The sequence below is a fragment of the Tahibacter caeni genome (assembly GCF_024609805.1).
Lineage (GTDB): Bacteria > Pseudomonadota > Gammaproteobacteria > Xanthomonadales > Rhodanobacteraceae > Tahibacter > Tahibacter caeni.
In genome coordinates, this window is sequence record NZ_JANFVR010000028.1 from 1 (window position 1) to 17473 (window position 17473).

14 protein-coding genes are annotated in these 17473 nt (G+C 69.6%); 9 read left to right on the top strand and 5 right to left on the bottom strand.

Going from position 1 to position 17473, the window contains the following annotated elements:
* The first annotated feature begins 47 nt into the window (after positions 1-47).
* Positions 48-977 (top strand): ABC transporter ATP-binding protein, encoded by a 930-nt coding sequence (locus tag NON22_RS04355; protein WP_257385724.1) that lies wholly within the window; start codon positions 48-50, stop codon positions 975-977.
* On the top strand, positions 974-2065 hold the full coding sequence (locus tag NON22_RS04360) for an ABC transporter permease (protein ID WP_257385693.1): 1092 nt from the start codon (positions 974-976) through the stop codon (positions 2063-2065). The genes NON22_RS04355 and NON22_RS04360 overlap by 4 nt, the downstream gene beginning before the upstream one ends.
* A gap of 15 nt (positions 2066-2080) precedes the next feature.
* Here the strand turns inward: NON22_RS04360 and blaOXA are convergent, their stop codons facing one another.
* Positions 2081-2896: a class D beta-lactamase gene (blaOXA, locus tag NON22_RS04365; RefSeq protein WP_257385695.1), complete on the bottom strand. Its 816-nt coding sequence runs from the start codon at positions 2894-2896 to the stop codon at positions 2081-2083.
* Positions 2897-3043: 147 nt separating this feature from the next.
* Here blaOXA and NON22_RS04370 point away from each other — a divergent pair, with 147 nt between their 5' ends.
* The 5 genes from NON22_RS04370 (at position 3044) to NON22_RS04390 (ending at position 9034) form a co-directional block, all read left to right on the top strand.
* Positions 3044-5833 carry a molybdopterin oxidoreductase family protein gene (locus NON22_RS04370; protein ID WP_257385696.1) on the top strand — a complete coding sequence of 930 codons (2790 nt, stop codon included), beginning with the start codon at positions 3044-3046 and terminating at the stop codon, positions 5831-5833.
* Positions 5830-6633, top strand: a complete 804-nt coding sequence (locus tag NON22_RS04375; protein WP_306673632.1) for a 4Fe-4S dicluster domain-containing protein — start codon at positions 5830-5832, stop codon at positions 6631-6633. Before NON22_RS04370 ends, NON22_RS04375 begins: the two co-directional genes overlap by 4 nt.
* A 22-nt stretch (positions 6634-6655) precedes the next feature.
* A complete protein-coding gene (locus NON22_RS04380) occupies positions 6656-6982 on the top strand; it encodes a heavy metal-binding domain-containing protein (protein WP_257385697.1) in 327 nt (108 codons plus the stop codon).
* A 9-nt stretch (positions 6983-6991) separates the two neighbouring features.
* Positions 6992-7975 carry a dimethyl sulfoxide reductase anchor subunit family protein gene (locus NON22_RS04385; protein ID WP_257385698.1) on the top strand — a complete coding sequence of 328 codons (984 nt, stop codon included), beginning with the start codon at positions 6992-6994 and terminating at the stop codon, positions 7973-7975.
* A gap of 306 nt (positions 7976-8281) precedes the next feature.
* Complete coding sequence (locus NON22_RS04390; RefSeq protein WP_257385699.1) at positions 8282-9034, top strand: DUF481 domain-containing protein; 753 nt, start codon at positions 8282-8284, stop codon at positions 9032-9034.
* 110 nt (positions 9035-9144) lie between these two features.
* Here the strand turns inward: NON22_RS04390 and hemC are convergent, their stop codons facing one another.
* The 4 genes from hemC to NON22_RS04410 form a co-directional block, all read right to left on the bottom strand.
* Positions 9145-10062 carry a hydroxymethylbilane synthase gene (gene hemC / locus NON22_RS04395; RefSeq protein WP_257385701.1) on the bottom strand — a complete coding sequence of 306 codons (918 nt, stop codon included), beginning with the start codon at positions 10060-10062 and terminating at the stop codon, positions 9145-9147.
* Between the two features lie 261 nt (positions 10063-10323).
* Positions 10324-11055, bottom strand: coding sequence for a LytR/AlgR family response regulator transcription factor (locus tag NON22_RS04400; protein ID WP_257385703.1), 732 nt, complete (start codon positions 11053-11055; stop codon positions 10324-10326).
* A gap of 36 nt (positions 11056-11091) precedes the next feature.
* Complete coding sequence (locus NON22_RS04405) at positions 11092-12162, bottom strand: sensor histidine kinase (protein ID WP_257385705.1); 1071 nt, start codon at positions 12160-12162, stop codon at positions 11092-11094.
* Between the two features lie 34 nt (positions 12163-12196).
* On the bottom strand, positions 12197-12862 hold the full coding sequence (locus NON22_RS04410; protein WP_257385706.1) for an alpha/beta hydrolase: 666 nt from the start codon (positions 12860-12862) through the stop codon (positions 12197-12199).
* Positions 12863-12977: 115 nt separating this feature from the next.
* Between NON22_RS04410 and NON22_RS04415 the strand changes: the two genes are divergently transcribed.
* A complete protein-coding gene (locus NON22_RS04415) occupies positions 12978-15440 on the top strand; it encodes a S9 family peptidase (protein WP_257385707.1) in 2463 nt (820 codons plus the stop codon).
* Between the two features lie 295 nt (positions 15441-15735).
* Positions 15736-17445, top strand: coding sequence for a cation:proton antiporter domain-containing protein (locus NON22_RS04420; protein WP_257385709.1), 1710 nt, complete (start codon positions 15736-15738; stop codon positions 17443-17445).
* Positions 17446-17473 lie beyond the last annotated feature (28 nt).

Below are 17473 nucleotides of genomic sequence, written 5' to 3' on the forward strand. Positions count from 1 at the left end.
CTGCCGCTGGCCGCCGAAGCGGCCGCGCCGTGAGCACGGCCGTCGCGATCCGCGCGCGCGGGCTCACGCGCCGCTTCGGCACGCTCGTCGCCGTCGACAACGTCGACCTGACCGTCGAACGCGCGCAGGTCTACGGTTTCCTGGGTCCCAACGGTTCGGGCAAGTCGACGACGATACGCATGCTCTGCGGCCTGCTCTCGCCGAGCGCCGGCGACATCGAAGTGCTCGGCCTGCATGTGCCGCAGCAGGCCGAGCAGCTCAAGCGCCGCATCGGCTACATGACGCAGAAGTTCTCGCTGTACGAAGACCTCAGCGTGCAGGAGAACCTCGAATTCCTTGCAGCCGTGCACGACCTGCCGCGCGCCACGGCCCGCGCGCGCATCGACGAACTGCTCGCCCGCTACTGGCTCGTCGACCTGCGCAAACAGCTGGCCGGCACGATGTCCGGCGGCCAGAAGCAGCGCCTCGCGCTGGCCGGCGCCGTGCTGCACAAGCCCGAGCTGCTGTTCCTCGACGAACCGACCAGCGCGGTCGATCCGCAGTCGCGGCGCGAGTTCTGGGATTCACTGTTCGAGCTGGCCGACGCCGGCACGACCCTGCTCGTGTCGACGCACTACATGGACGAGGCCGAACGCTGCCATCGCCTGGCCATCCTAGACCAGGGCCGCCTCGTCGCCGACGGCGCGCCGCGCGAGCTCTGCGCCGCGCTGCCGTATGCGGTCTGGCTGGTCGACTGCGCGGCGCCGCGGCGCGCGCAGCTCGCGCTGCAGAACGAGGACGGCATCGTCGCGCTCGCGCAGATCGGCGCCGAACTGCGCGTGCTCGCCGCGAGCGAAACCTGGGATGCGCAGCGGCTCGCGCACCGCCTGCGCGACGCCGGCATCGACGCTCAGGTGAGCCGCGGCGCGGCGAATCTCGAGGACGTGTTCGTCGCCGCGACGCGCAAGCCCACGACCGCGGCCGGAGCCGCCGCATGAGCCTGCGCCGCCTGTTCTCCATCGTGCTCAAGGAACTGCGCCAGCTGCGCCGCGACCGCCTGACGTTCGCGATGATCGTCGGCATTCCGACCATGCAGCTGCTGCTGTTCGGCTTCGCGATCAACCTGGACGTGCGCCATCTCGACGCGGCCGTGCTCGACCAGGCCGGCACGGCGCGCTCGCGCGAACTCGTCGCCGAACTCGCCGCGTCGCAGGTGTTGAACCTGCGCGAAGCGCTGTCGGCGCCGCAGCAGCTCGACGAGGCGCTGCGCCGGGGCCGCGTCAGCGTCGGCCTCGTCATTCCCGAAGATTTCGAGAACCGCCTCGAACGCGGCGACCGGCCCGCCGTGCAGCTCGTCGTCGACGGTTCCGACCAGGTCGTGCAGCAGGCCGCGCGCCAGCTCGCGGCCTATCCGCTCACGCGCCTGCGCGGCCAGGCGGCCGCGGGCGCCGGCATGGAAGTCGTCAACTTCTACAACCCGGAACGGCGCGCGCCGGTCAACACGGTGCCGGGCCTCGTCGGCGTGATCCTGACGATGACGATGGTCATGTTCACGGCGATGGCGCTCGTGCGCGAGCGCGAACGCGGCAACCTCGAGATGCTGATCGCGACACCCGTGTCGCCCTGGGAGCTCACCGTGGGCAAAGTGCTGCCGTTCGTCGGCATCGGCCTGGTCCAGGTCAGCCTCGTGCTCGCGCTCGGCAAGCTGATCTTCGCCGTGCCGCTGCGCGGCCATCTGCTCGACGTCTATCTCGCCGCGCTGCTGTTCATCATCGCGTGCCTCGCGCTCGGCGTCTTCCTGTCGACGCTCGCGCGCAGCCAGTTCCAGGCGATGCAGCTCGCGTTCTTCACGTTCCTGCCGCAGATCCTGCTGTCGGGCTTCATGTTCCCGTATGCAGGCATGCCGCGCGCGGCGCAATGGCTGTCGGAAATCCTGCCGATGACGCACTTCCTGCGCCTGATCCGCGGCATCGCGCTGCGCGGCGCGACCCTGGCCGACCTCTGGATCGAGCTCGTCGCGCTGGCCGTGTTCAGCGCGATCATGCTCGGCATCGCGGTCACGCGGGTCCGCAAGCGGCTGGATTGACCGACGGCGCGCGGATCATTGCGCCGGCAACGCGCCGGCCTTGGCGAGCAAGGTCTTCGCGAGCGCGGCGCGCTTGGGCGCGTCGCCGTCCTTCACGTCGATGTCGAGCGCGAAGAACCAGCGGTTGCCGCCGCGCTCGACCCAGCCCACGTACCAGCCGAGATCGGTCTTGCGGCCGGTCGACGCCCAGCCGGGCTTGGCATGCAGAACGTAGTCGCCGGTCCGCTCGACGATCGTGATGCGGCGGACGATGTCCTGGCTGCGCGCCGAGAACGGCAGCGTGCCCGCGGCAAGGCGGCGCAGGAACGCGACCTGTTCGACCGCAGAAATCTTCAGGCCGCCCTGGCCGAGCCAGAACCGGTCGATATCGCCGCTGATGTCGCGATTGCCGTAGCCGGCGGCATCGACCCAGTGCTGCATGCGTTCGCGGCCGATGCGCCGCGCGAGCTCCTGGTAATACCAGACCACCGAATGTTGCATGCCGCTCGCGAGATCGTGGTCGCGGTTCCATTCTTCACGCGCGCGCTCGACGCCGTCCCAGCGGAAGGTCTCGTGCTCGTCCTCGACGACGCCGGTTTCGAGCGCGACCAGTGCGTTGAAGAGCTTGAACGTCGAGGCCGGCGCGAACGCCGTCTCCGCACGCCGTCGGTCGAACACCGCATAGCGCGAGGCGCGCTCGTCGTAGACGAGCATGGTTCCGCCGACCGACTGTGCCGCGAAGGCTTCGGCCCATTCGGGCCGCACCTGCCAGACGTCCGCGGCCCGGGCCGGCAGCGCCGAGGCCGCTGCGAACACGAGGCTCGCCGCGACGAACCGACACGTGTGCTTCATGCGATCGCTCCATGAAACGGACCGCGGGAAAGCTAGCCGCCGATTGTGGCGAAACGCGGGCGCGGCGCGGGCATTCGCGGGCGCTGCGCAATTGCGCGGCGGCTCCGCTACCATTCGCGCCTGCCCGTCGCGCCGCCAGACCGCCGCATGACCCATCCCAGCCTGAAACTGCACGAGCCCGTCGGCGACGAGGTCAAGACCACGACCTGCTACATGTGCGCCTGCCGCTGCGGCATCAAAGTCCACCTGAAGGACGGCAAGGTCCGCTACATCCAAGGCAATCCGGATCATCCGGTCAATCGCGGCGTGATCTGCGCCAAGGGTTCGGCCGGCATCATGCAGCACTACTCGCCGGCACGGCTGCGCAAGCCGCTGCTGCGCACGGGCGAACGCGGCAAGGGCGAGTTCCGCGAGATCGAGTGGGACGAGGCGCTAGCGCTCGCGACGCAATGGCTGGGTGACATCCGCAAGCGCAATCCCGACGAGCTCGCCTTCTTCACCGGACGCGACCAGTCGCAGGCGCTGACCGGCTGGTGGGCGCAGCAGTTCGGCACGATCAACTACGCGGCGCACGGCGGCTTCTGCTCGGTCAACATGGCCGCGGCCGGCATGTACACGCTCGGCGGTTCGTTCTGGGAATTCGGCGAGCCCGACTGGGACCATACGCGCTACCTGCTGATGTTCGGCGTGGCCGAGGACCATGACTCCAATCCGATCAAGCTCGGCCTCGGCAAGCTCAAGCAGCGCGGCGCGAAGGTGCTCGCGATCAACCCGGTGCGCACGGGCTATGCCGCGATCGCCGACGAATGGCTCGGCATACGCCCGGGCAGCGACGGCCTGTTCGTCGGCGCGCTCGTGCAGGAATTGCTGCGCAACGACTGGGTCGATTTCGACTATCTCGTGCGCTACACGAATGCGCATTATCTGGTCGTGCGCAATCCCGGCGGCGCCGACGACGGCCTGTTCGCGCGCGACGCCGAAGGCCGCGCGCTGTGCTGGACGCGCGCCGGCGTCGCGATGCCCGCCGATGCGATAGGCATAGCTCCGGTGGTCGTCGGCGAATTCACGCTGGCCGACGGCCGCCGCGCCGTGCCGGCGTTCCAGCTGCTCGCCGAACGCTTTCTAGCGGCGGACTATTCGCCCGAGCGCGCGGCCGAGCAGTGCGGCATCGAGGCTGCGACGATACGGCGCATCGCGCGCGAGATCGCCGACGCGGCGTTCCGCGAGGAGATCCGCCTGCCGCAGCGCTGGACCGACGCCTGGGGCCGCACGCACGAGGAAATGATCGGCCGGCCGGTGTCGCTGCACGCGATGCGCGGCATCGCCGCACACAGCAACGGCTTCCATACCTGTCGCCTGCTGCACGTGCTGCAGATGCTGCTCGGCGCGATCGACACGCCGGGCAGCTTCCGCTACCAGCCGCCGTATCCCAAGGGCGTGCCGCCGGCGAACCGCCCGGGCAAGTCGCGCAAGCCCGACGGCACCCTGGACGCCGGTCCGCTCGGCTACGTGCACGCGCCCGAGGATCTGCTCGTCGACGCGAACGGCGAGCCGCGGCGCATCGACAAGGCGTTTTCCTGGCAGCATCCGCTGGCCGTGCACGGCATGCTGCAGAACGTGATCGCGAACGCCGTCGCCGGCGATCCGCAGCGCATCGACACTCTGTTCCTGTTCATGGCGAACATGAGCTGGAACTCGGCCATGAACACGACGCGCACACGGCGCCTGCTCGTGGAGAAGGACGCCGACGGCGTCTACAAGATCCCACGCATCATCTACGTCGACGCCTACGCGTCGGAGATGGTCGAGTTCGCCGATCTCGTGCTACCGGACACGACGTACCTCGAACGCTACGACTGCATCTCGCTGCTGGACAGGCCGATCTCCGATGCCGACGGCGCGAGCGACGCGATCCGCCATCCGATCGCGCGGCCGGACCGCGACGTGCGCGCGTTCCAGGACGTGCTGCTCGATCTCGGGGCGCGCCTGGGCCTGCCGGGCTGCGTGCGCGAGGACGGTTCGCCGCGCTATCCGGACGGCTTCGCCCAGTACATGGTCGAGCACGAACGCGCCCCCGGCGTCGGCATGCTCGCCGGCTGGCGCGGCCGCGACGGCTCGCGCGAAGGCACCGGCGAGCCGAACCCGCAGCAGCTCGACCGCTACAAGGAGCACGGCGCGTTCTGGCACGCGGAGGTGCCGGCGGCGGGGCGCTACTACAAGATGGCCAATCGCGACTATCTCGAATGGGCGCGCGGCCTCGGTTTCGTCGGCTCCACGCATGCGCAGGTCATCGAGCTGTATTCGGAGCGCCTGCAGCGCTTCCGTCTCGCCGCCCTGGGGCATGGCGCGGTGCAGCCGCCCGCGCGCGAGCGCGAGCGCGTCGCGCGCTATTTCGATCCGCTGCCGTTCTGGTACGCGCCGTTCGAGTGGGAGCAGACCGACCTCGCGCGCTATCCGCTCGCGGCCATCACGCAGCGGCCGATGTTCATGTACCACTCCTGGGGTTCGCAGAACGCCTGGCTGCGCCAGATCACCGCGCGCAATTTCCTCTACCTGCATCCGCAGACCGCGCAGGCGCTGGACCTGCGCGACGACGACTGGGTCTGGGTCGAATCGCCGCACGGCCGCATCCGCGTGCCGGTGCGCTGCCACAGCGGCACCGAGCCCGGCACGGTGTGGACCTGGAACGCGCTCGGCAAGCGCCGCGGCGCCTGGAAGCTCGCCTCCGACGCGCCCGAATCGCAGCAGGGCTTCCTGCTGAACCACGTCATCAGCGAGCTGCTGCCGCCGCGCGCCGACGGCTACCGCTACGCGAACGCCGATCCGGTCACCGGCCAGGCGGCCTGGTTCGACCTGCGCGTGCGCGTCGACAAGGCCGCCGTCGAATCCGAGGACTCCGGCCTGACGCCGCACCGCATCGAGGTGGCCCGCGCATGACCAGCCTGCCGTCGCCGTCGACGAAGAAGCTCGGCCTCGTCATCGACCTGGACACCTGCGTGGGCTGCCACGCCTGCGCGGTCGCCTGCAAGGAATGGAACGACGGCGGCCAGTTCGGTCCGCTGCCGGACGAGGACGCCTACGGCGCCGAGCCGCTCGGCGTCTGGTTCAATCGCGTGCACAGCTTCGAGGTACAGCCGCGCCGCGACACGAACGGCGACGGCCCGCTGCAGCAGCTGGCCAGGAGCGGGTTCGCCGACAACGCGCCGGCGATGACCGTGCATTTCCCGCGCTCGTGCCTGCACTGCGAAACGCCCGACTGCGTGACGGTCTGCCCGACCGGCGCGAGCTACAAGCGCGCCGAGGACGGCATCGTCCTCGTCGACGAGGACAAGTGCATCGGCTGCAAGCTCTGCTCCTGGGCCTGCCCGTACGGCGCGCGCGAATACAGTGAAAAACGCGGCGTCATGCAGAAATGCACCTTGTGCGTCGACCGCATCTACAACGAATCCTTCGCCGAGACCGAACGCCAGCCGGCCTGCGTCATGGCCTGCCCGACGCGCGCGCGCCATTTCGGCGACCTCGGCGATGCGGATTCGGCCGTCTCGCGGCTCGTCGCCCAACGCGACGGCGTCGCCCTGATGCCCGAGCTCGGCTATGCGCCGGTCAACCGCTACCTGCCGCCGCGGCCGCGCCGCGCCGGCTGCGGCACGGCGGCGGCGCAGGCCGCCGAAGAAACGCTGGATCCGAACCAGCTGTCGCCGCTGCTGCGCTGGGTCGACAAGCTGCTGTCGCGCTGAAACCACTGACCGAGGAACCGCCATGCTGCTGAGCACCACGTCCACGCTCGAAGGCCATCCCATCCGCAACTACCTCGGCCTCGTCAGCGGCGAGGCCATACTCGGCGCCAATGTGTTCCGCGATTTCTTCGCCGGCATACGCGACATCATCGGCGGCCGCTCGGGCAGCTACGAGAAAGTGCTGCGCAAGGCCAAAGAGTCGGCGATCGAGGACATGGTCGAAGCGGCCAAGGATCTCGGCGCGAACGCCGTCGTCGGCATCGACTTCGACTACGAGACGATCCAGATCAAGGAAGGCGGCGACATGCTCATGGTCACGGTGACCGGCACGGCCGTCCTCACGGGCTGATCGCGCACCATGCATCCGGCGCTGTCCGTCCTGTTCTTCACGACCCTGTCGGGCGCCGGCTACGGCTTGCTCGGACTGCTCGGCGCCGGCGTCGCGCTCGGCCTCTGGCCGCTCGGCCTCTGGCAGATCGGCGCGCCGCTGCTCGTCGGCACCGCGCTCGTGAGCCTGGGCCTGCTGGCCTCGACCGCGCATCTGGGCCAGCCGCGGCGCGCCTGGCGCGCATTCAGCCAGTGGCGCAGCTCCTGGCTGTCGCGCGAAGGCGTGGCCGCCGCACTGACCTATCTGCCGGCGCTCACGCTCGGCATCCACGTACTGCTGCAGAGGCCCGACGCGGGCTGGACGCTGCTGCCGCGGCTGGCCGGCGCGCTGCTCGCGCTAGGCGCGCTGGTCACGGTGTTCTGCACCGCGCGCATCTATTCGAGCCTGCGCACGATACCGGCCTGGCACAACGCCTGGGTCGCGCCGGTCTATCTGCTGCTGGCTGCATACACCGGCGGACTCTGGCTCTGGCTGCTCGCCGCCTTAGGCGAGCGCGAAGCGGCATTGGATTCGCAGCGCCTCGGCCTGCCGCCGTGGCTGCTCGCCGCGATCGTCGGCACGGCCATGCTCGCCGCGCTGATCAAGCTGCTCTACTGGCGGCACATCGACGGCGCCGCGCCGCGCGCCACGGTCGAGAGCGCGACGGGCCTCGGCCGCTACGGCGAGGTCGCGGCGTTCGAACGGCCGCATACGGAGCAGAACTATCTGACGCGCGAAATGGGCTTCGTGCTCGCGCGGCGCCATGCGGCGAAGCTGCGCGCGTCGAGCCTCGCGCTGGGTTTCGCCGCGCCGCTGGCCTGCGTCGTCGTCGCGCTCGCGTTCCTGCCGCTGTCGCCGGCGCTCGCGCTGCTCGCGCTGCTGCTGGGCAGCCTGGGGATTTTCGTCGAACGCTGGCTGTTCTTTGCGCAAGCGCGCCATGTCGTGAATCTGTACTACGGCGCACGGCAGATTTGACCGGCACCCGTGCCCCGCCCGCTTGTCCTGCCGTCGCGGCGCGACTGCGCCTGCCGCCGTAGCCTTCGTAAATCTTTATGACGCGGCGGCTACGATGCCGCATGTTGTAAACCTTTATTACGATGCATGGGAAAACCCTCAGATGGCCGCGATTGATGCCGGCTACACTGGCTGCGCCGGTGCGGCGGCGTCTGCGGTTCAGATCGGATTCAATCCTTCGCCGTAGTATCCGGCGCTCCGTTTGCCCGCGTTTTCCAACACACGCGGATGCTCCCGATTGATCCTCATCGAAGAAGGGTGAACCCCATGAAGAAACTCCTGATCGCCGCCGCCGTACTCGCTGCCACGCCGCTGATCGCCTCCGCCGACGGCGGCTGGGCCGGCTCCGGCGAACTGGGCTTCGCCGCTTCGCGCGGCAACGCCAAGTCGGAAAACCTCAACGCCAAGCTCAACTTCAGCATGGAAGACGACGTCTGGAAGGACAACTTCTATCTGAGCGCGCTGCGTTCCAAGGGCAATACCACCTCGATCGAAACCATCGGCGGCGTCCCCACCGCCGTCACGCGCTACGACTACACGGCGAACCGCTACGAAGCCGGCGCTTCGGCCGGCTACAAGTTCGACGAGCGCAGCTATCTCGTCGGCGCGCTGCGCTACGAGAACGACGACTTCTCGCCGTTCAACTACCAGGCCGTGCTGTCGCTGGGCTACGGCTACACCGCGATCAAGAACGAGCATACCGAGCTGTTCTTCGAAGTCGGCCCGGGCTACAAGCGCTTCGAGCCGATCCTGACCGGCGAGACCGAGTCCGACGTCGTCGGCCGCGGCCTGATCGGCTACCGCCACCGCTTCAACGAGAACACCGCGTTCGAGAACACGTTCCTCGTCGAAGCCGGCGCGGACAACACGTTCTATCAGAACGACGCCGGCCTCGTCGTCAACATGAACAAGACGCTCGCGCTCAAGCTCGGCTATCAGGTGCGCCACAACACCGACGTGGCTCCGGGCATCAAGAAGACCGACCAGCTGATGACGACGAACCTCGTCTACAACTTCTGATCGCTGCGGCGTCGCCACACAAAAAAAACGGGCCGAAAGGCCCGTTTTTTATGTTTTGCGCGCAGCGCGGGTTGCGGCGACCAGCGGACCGCCAGGCGCGCCGGAGCCGGTCAGCGGCTCGCGTGCAGCATATCGCCGGCGCCCTGGTCGAGCAGCAGCTGCGCGACCTGCTCGCCGAGCGCGTCGGGCGCATCGAGCGGCCCCTGCGCCGTGGCGCGGATCAGGCGGCCGTCGGTTGCGTCGCCGACGAGGCCGGTGAGTTCCAGTCCACTCTCGATTTCGCGGCAGTAGCCGGCGATCGGCACGCTGCAGTTGCCGTGCAGGCGCCGGTTCATCGCGCGCTCGGCGCCGGTGCAGCGCGCGCTGTCGGCGGCGTTCAACGGCTGCAGCCTCTGCAGGGTCGCGCGATCGCCGGCGCGGTATTCGATCGCGATCGCGCCCTGCGCGACGGCCGGAATCCAGCCCGGCGGCTCCAGCCGGCTCGCGATGCGCGCGGTCAGCCCCAGCCGTTCGAGACCGGCGCAGGCCAGGATGATCGCGTCGTAGTCGCCGGCGTCGAGCTTGCCCAGGCGCGTGCCGAGGTTACCGCGCAGGTCGGCCAGGCGCACGTCCGGCCGCAGCGCGCGCAGCTGGGCCTGGCGCCGCAACGACGAGGTGCCGACGCGCGCGCCGTCGGGCAGGTCGGCCAACGTTCGATAGCGCGGGCTGACCAGGGCGTCGGCCGCGTCGGCGCGTTCGAGCACGGCGCCGAGCGCGAAGCCGGGCTCGAGCTCCATCGGCACGTCCTTGAGCGAATGCACCGCCACGTCGGCGCGGCCTTCGAGCACCGCGACCTCGAGCTCCTTGAGGAACAGGCCCTTGCCGCCGATGGCCGACAGCGGCTGGTCGAGGATCTGGTCGCCGCGCGTGGTCATCGGCACGAGCTCGACCTGCAGGTCGGGCTGTGCCGCGCGCAGCCGCGCGGCGACGTGTTCGGCCTGCCAGAGGGCCAGCGCGCTCTGGCGCGTGGCGATGCGCAGCAATTTCATGGCGGTTCGTGCGGCAGCGGAAGTCGGCGCATCCTAGCCGCTGCGGCACGGAGCCGATAGCTGCCGCGACACTATGCGCCGGCTGTGCCCGCCGGGATGTCCGTCACGATGTCCGGATACCGGAATCCGCCGATTCAGGCTGTTTCGCTCGCGCCGGAAGGCCGTCGCTCCGAAAACCGGTGCAGCGAGCCCTTCCCCTCTGGACTTCCCCGTGAAGCGAAAAGGGCCCCTGGATGCCTCGGCCCGTTCCATGAACTGCTGCTACAGGCTGCGCACGAGCTTGCGCAGCCCCGGCAGGTTGCGCCGGCTGACCTCGAGCACATCGGCGCTGCCGTCGACCTTGACGAAGACGCGGCCGTCGCTGCTGCGGACGAGGCCGGCCATGCGGTCGCGCGCGACGAGGCAGTTGCGGTGTATGCGCACGAAATGGTCGCCGAACTCGTCCTCGAGGCCCTTGAGCGCGTCCTCGACGAGGACTTGGCCCTTGGCGTGGTGGACGACGACATATTTGTCCTCCGCCTGAAGGTAGAGGACGTCCTGGACCGGCACGAGCACGAGGTTGCCGCGCACGCGTGCGCAGATGTGGCTGCGCTGGCGATGCGCGCCGAGCGTGCCGGCGATCTTGTCGACCTTGTTCGTGCCGAGCCGCTCCGCACGCGCGAGCGCCTGGTCCAGCCGCTCGCGCCGCACCGGCTTGAGCACGTAGTCGACGGCGTGGGCGTCGAAGGCCTTGAGCGCGTATTCATCGTAGGCCGTGCAGAACACGATGGCCGGCGGATCCTCCAGCGAGCCGATCAGCCGCGCGGCGTCGAGGCCGTCCATGCCGGGCATGCGGATGTCGAGCAGGCAGACGTCGGGGCGCAGGCGATCGGCCTGCTGCACGGCCTGCTCGCCGTTCTCCACGCTCGCGACGACCTCGCCGCCGGCGTCGGCGACGAGCATGGCGAGGCGCTCGCGCGCGAGCGGTTCGTCGTCGGCAATCAGTACTCGCATGATCTCGCTCCGTGATGTCGTGGTACGTCCGCCGCGTCAGCGCTGCAGCGGCACGCGCAGGCGGCAGTCGAACGCCTCGGCCGCATCCTCGACCAGCAGCGCCGCGCGGTCGCCGTAATGCAGCGCGAGGCGGCTGCGGATGTTGTTCAGCGCCATGCCGTTGCCGCCGCCGCGCCGCGCCGGCGGCGGCGGGCACGGGTTGTCGATGCGGATCTCGACGACGCCGTCGTCGACGCGACCCTGCACGCGCACGGTACCGCCGGCCGGCAGCGGCTGTATGCCGTGGTAGACCGCATTTTCGACGAGCGGCTGCAGCAGCAGCGACGGCAGCTCCAGATCGCGCGGCAGCGCGTCGACCTGCCAGTCCACCGCGAGGCGCTCGCCGAGGCGCAGCTGTTCGATGCGCAGGTAGCCGCGCGCGAGATCGAGCTCCTCGCCGAGCGTGCTGCGCGCCTCGTCGCGGCCGAGCGCCGCGCGGAACAGGTCGGCCAGGTCCTCGACCGCGGCCTCGGCCTGCACCGGGCGCGCGCGGATCAGGCTCGCGATGACGTTCATGCTGTTGAACAGGAAATGCGGCCGTATGCGCGCCTGCAACGCCTCGAAGCGCGCGCGCTCCTCGGCCTGCACGCGTTCGCGCCACTGCTCCTGCACGTAGAAATAGCGCAGCACCGCACCGCCGATCAGCGCGCAGATCACGCTGTTGCGCAGGACGAAGCGCCAGGATTCCGCACCGGCGTCGATGAAGCCGAGGCTCAGGTTGCGGTCGATCGCGAACACGATCCAGCTCGCCGCCGCCGTCGTCGCGAGCATCAGCGCATAGGCGGCGAACTCGGCCATCCACGGCGCCAGCCGCACGAGCAGCGGCCGCGCCTTGCACAGGCAGACGGTCCAGACCACGGCCAGCCACTGCACGAACAGGCTGGCCAGTCCAAGACCCTGCCAGGTCGGCACGCCGACGTCGCTGGCCGAGAGCACGACGACGAGCGCGACGAGCTCGCCGATGACGGCGAGCGCGGCCAGCACCGGCCAGCTGCAGAAATCCGGCAGCCAGTGATAGGCGGAATCGATGGCGGCCGCGCGGCCGGCGGCGCGTTCGGGTATGGCCAACCTGCGCCCTCCCAGCGCCGGAACCTGCGCGCGATTATGCCGCGAGGCGCCCGCCGAGCCATTGCCGCAGGTCGGCGATTTCCTCCGCGGAGACGGTATGGACCATCGGATAGGAGTGCCAGTCGACGGTGTAGCCGAGGCCGCGCAGGATGTCGCGCGAGCGCGCGCCGAGGGCCTGCGGCACGACCGGATCGTGGCTGCCGTGGGCCATGAAGATGGGCAGGTCGTTGTTGGCGGCGCTGCGTTCGGCCGCCGTGGTCGCGTCGATCGGCAGGTAGGTCGACAGCGCGATCACGCCGCCGAGGCGCCTGGCATGGCGCACGCCGCCGGCCAGCACGATCGCGCCGCCCTGGGAGAAGCCGGCCAGGAACACGCGCCCGGCCGGCACGCCGCGGTCGGCCTCGCGCGCGATCAGCGCGTCGAGCTGGACCAGGGATTCGCGCACGCCGGCTTCGTCCTGGCGCGAGGCGATGTCGGTGCCCTTGATGTCGTACCAGGCGCGCATCGGCATGCCGCCGTTGATCGTGACCGGGCGCACCGGCGCATGCGGGAACACGAAGCGCAGCCCGGGCCAGTCGGACGCGACGAGCTCGGGGATGATCGGCGCGAAGTCGTTGCCGTCGGCGCCGAGGCCGTGCAGCCAGATCACGCTGTGACTGGGCCGAGGACGGGTCGTGATTTCGACGGCGGGCAGGATCATGGGCGGCTCCGGCAAAGAACCCGATGGTGCCTCAGGCCCGGGGGCAATGACCATTGCCACGGCGCAAACGCAGCGGGCTTGGCTATGCTCGGGCGATCCCGTACCGGAGTCGCCCATGTCCACCAGGCTCAGTGCCGCCGTCGCCGCTCTCGTCTTCTTCGTCGCGCTGCCGAGCCAGGCCGCGCTCACCCTGGACCAGATCATGGCCGAGCCGGACTGGATAGGCCCCGCGGTGGAATCGCCGTACTGGTCGGCCGACGGCAGCACGGTCTACTACGCGCTCAAGCGCGACGGGTCGCCGGTGCGCGACCTGCACCGCATCGACGTCGCCGGCGGCGCCGACCAGGTGCTCGGCGCGGCCGAGCTCGCCGGCATCGACGGCAAGGACGCGGTATTCGACCAGGCGCGCCGGCGCGCGGCGTTCATCCGCAACGGCGACGTGTTCGTGCGCGACCTCGCGAGCAAGCGCCTGATCCAGGTCACGCGCAGCACGGCCGAGGAAAGCGCGCCGCAGTTCTCCGCCGACCAGAACAGCCTGCAGTACCGCGTCGGCAACGACTGGTACGGCTACGACTTCGCCGCCGGCGTGAACTTCCCGATCGCCGTGCTCAAGGCCGAGAAGAACCCGCGCGACAAGAAGCCCGCCGACTTCGAGCAGCTGCAACTGCGCCTGATAGGCACGCTCAAGCAGGAACGCGACAACAAGGAAGCGCTGAAGGCGCACGCCGACGAGTTGCGCAAAGCCGATCCGACGCGCGCGGCGGAGCCGGTCTATCTCGGCGACGACGTGCAGATCACGCCGGCCACCGTGCTGTCGCCGGATGGCCGCTGGCTGCTCGTCGCGACGACGCCGAAGGGCTTCGATGCGGGCCGCGCCGGCAAGATGCCGATGTACGTGACCGAGTCCGGCTACGAGGAGCTCGAAGACGTGCGCACGCGTGTCGGCCGTGCGAATCCGGCGCCCGAGACGCTGTGGCGCGTCGACCTCGTCGCGCAGACCGTGACCAAGCTCGATCTCGCCGGGCTGCCCGGCATCGCCGACGACCCGCTCGCGGCGATCCGCGCCGAGAACGAGAAGGCCGCGGCCGAGGACGCGGCGCCGGCCGCCGGCGACGACAAGGGCAAGGACGAAGACAAGGACAAGCCGGCGAAGAAGGCCGCCAAAGACGACAAGGCCGCCAAGCCCGACAAGACACTGCGCAACGTCAGCGTCGCGGCGATCCAGTTCACGCGCGACGGCAGCCAGGCTGCCGTCATGCTGCGCGCGATCGACAACAAGGACCGCTGGATCGCCGCGGTCGCGAACACCGGCAAGCCGGAGCCGAGCACGCGCCACCGTCTGACCGACGCGGCCTGGATCAACTGGAACTTCAACGAGCTGGGCTGGCTGCCCGACAACCGGACCCTGTGGTACGTGTCCGAGGAATCCGGCTACGCCGCGCTGTACCTGCGCCGCGACGAGGAAAAGCCGAAGGCGCTCGTGCAGGGCCGCTTCGAGGTGTCCGAGCCGCAGCTGTCGCCCGACGGTGCCTGGTTCTACTTCAAGAGCAACGCCGAGGCGCCGTACAGCTACGACGCCTACCGCGTGCCCGTGGCCGGCGGCGCCGCGGCGCGCGTGACGACGTTCAAGGGCCTGGAGCATTTCCAGCTCTCGCCCGACGGCCGCAGCCTGCTCGCCGCGCATTCGTCGAGCTACGTGCCGCAGCAGATCAGCCTCGTGCCGGCCGACGGCGGGGCCGCGCGCGCGCTGACCGACACGCGCAGCGCCGCGTTCAAGGGCATGAGCTGGCAGGCGCCGGCGATCGTGCCGGTACCGTCTTCGCACGGCAAGGAGCCGATCTGGGGCAAGCTGTACACGCCGGCGGCCGGCGGCGGCAAGCATCCGATCGTGCTGTTCGTGCACGGCGCGGGCTACACCCAGAACACCCATCTGGGCTATCCGTACTACTTCCGCGAGCAGATGTTCCACAACCTGCTGACCGAACGCGGCTACCTCGTGCTCGACCTGGACTACCGCGCTTCCGAAGGCTACGGTCGCGACTGGCGCACGGCGATCTACCGCCAGATGGGCAAGCCCGAGCTCGAGGACCTCATCGACGGCGTGAACTGGCTCGTCAGGGAACACGGCGGCGATCCGCAGCGCGTCGGCCTCTACGGCGGCTCCTACGGCGGCTTCATGACCCTGATGGCGATGTTCCGCGCGCCCGAGGTGTTCAAGGCCGGCGCCGCGCTGCGCCCGGTCACCGACTGGACCCAGTACAACCACGAGTACACCTCGAACATCCTCAACACGCCGGAGATCGACGCGATCGCCTACCGGCGCAGCTCGCCGATCGAGTTCGCCGACGGGCTCAAGGGGCCGCTGCTGATCGCCCACGGCATGATCGACGACAACGTGTTCTTCCAGGATTCGGTGCGCCTGTTCCAGCGCCTGATCGAGCTGAAGAAGGACGACGTGGAGCTCGCGCCGTATCCGATGGAGCGCCACGGCTTCACGCACGCCGCCGCCTGGCGCGACGAATATGCGCGCATATTGAAGCTGTTCGAGACCAATCTGCGCACGAACGCGACGCCGTAACCCGTTTCGGTGTAAGGTTCGGGCTCGTGCCGCGCGAACGCGCGGCGCTCACCATTCCACTCCATGCCCTCTCTCTTCGCGGAGAGGGTCGTCCAGGTCGGACCTATCGCCTAGCCGCAGCCGCAGTCGTCGTACGAGGCTCCCCGGTCGAGCCTCCTGCCCGTGGAACGGGGCCGTTGGCGGTGCAGGGACGACCGTCGCCGTCGTCCGGGAGCCGCGCTTCCGGGATCGGGTGGGAATGGATACGCCGTCCGCTTCGCGGACTTCCTTCCGCCCGATACGACCACGGTGACCGATGCCGCATAGCGTAGAACTGATCACGACCATTTCGGCCGCCCTCGGCCTCGCCCTCATCGTCGGCTTCGTCGCCGTACGATTCCTCAAGCTGCCGGCGCTCGTCGGCTACCTCGTCGCCGGCATCCTGATCGGTCCGGCCACTCCCGGGATCGTCGCCGACATCCACCTCGCCCAGCAGCTCGCCGAAATCGGCGTCATGCTGCTGATGTTCGGCGTAGGCCTGCATTTCTCGCTCGACGACCTGCTCTCGGTCCGGCGCATCGCGCTGCCGGGCGCGCTGGTCCAGATCGCCGTCGCGACCGCCATGGGCGCCGGCCTCGCCACGTTCTGGGGCTGGCCGCTCGCGGCCGGGCTCGTGTTCGGCCTCGCGCTGTCGGTGGCCAGCACCGTCGTGCTGCTGCGCGCGCTCGAAAGCCGCGGCCTGGTCGAGTCGGTCAACGGCCGCATCGCGGTCGGCTGGCTCGTCGTCGAGGATCTCGTCACCGTGCTGGCCCTCGTGCTGCTGCCGGCGCTGGCCGGCGACGGCGCCGCGCCGCACCAGGACGCCGCTGCCGCGGCGCGGCCGCTCTGGCTCAGCCTCACCTTCACCCTGGGCAAGGTGTCGATCTTCGTCGCGCTGATGCTGATCGGCGGACGCAAGCTGTTCCCGTGGCTGCTCTGGCAGGTCGCGCGCACCGGCTCGCGCGAGCTGTTCACGCTTTGCGTCATCGCCGCCGCGGTCGGCATCGCCTATCTCGCCGGCATCCTGTTCGAGGTGTCGTTCGCGCTCGGCGCGTTCCTCGCCGGCATGGTGCTGCGCGAATCCGAGCTGAGCTACCGCGCGGCCGAGGAATCGCTGCCGCTGCGCGACGCCTTTTCCGTGCTGTTCTTCGTCTCGGTCGGCATGCTGTTCGATCCGCGCATCCTGATCGAGCAGCCGCTGATGGTCGCCGCCGTCGTCGGCGTCATCGTCGTCGGCAAGACCGTCGCCGCCACGGCGCTCGTGCTGCTGATGCGCTATCCGCTGAACACCGCGCTGACCGTCTCTGCCGGCCTCGCGCAGATCGGCGAGTTCTCCTTCATCATCGCCGCACTCGGCGTCTCGCTGAAAATCCTGCCGGAGCAGGGCCAGGACCTGATCCTCGCCGGCGCGATCGTCTCGATCGCGCTGAACCCGCTGGTGTTCAAGGCCATCGAGCCGGCCCAGGCGTGGATACGCAAGCGCTCGCGCGCCGCGCGCAAGCTCGAACGTCCGGCCGATCCGCTGGCCGAACTGCCGACCAGCGTGAGCTCGGACTACCTGACCGGCCACGTGCTGCTGGTCGGCTACGGCCGCGTCGGCCGGCGCATCGCCGCGGCCGTGCTCGAACGCGGCCTGCGCCTCGTCGTGGCCGAGGAAAACCGCGAACGCGTGGAAACCCTGCGCACCGAAGGCCTGCACGCGGTCGCCGGCGACGCCTCGGAGCCGGCGGTGCTGATCCAGGCCCACGTCGCGCGCGCGCGCCTGCTTGTCATCGCGATTCCGGATACGTTCCACGTGCGGCGCATGGTCGAGACCGCGCGCATGCTGAATCCGCAGATCCAGGTCATCGTGCGTTCGCACAGCGAGGAAGAAGCCAGGCTGCTGCAGCAGGAACAGGCCGAGGTCTTCCTCGGCGAGGAAACCCTGGCCGTCGCGATGACGCGCAGCGTGCTGGAGAAAGCCGCGGCACCGGCCGGCAGCCATTGAACATGATGCCGATTTTTCAACGCAGCGG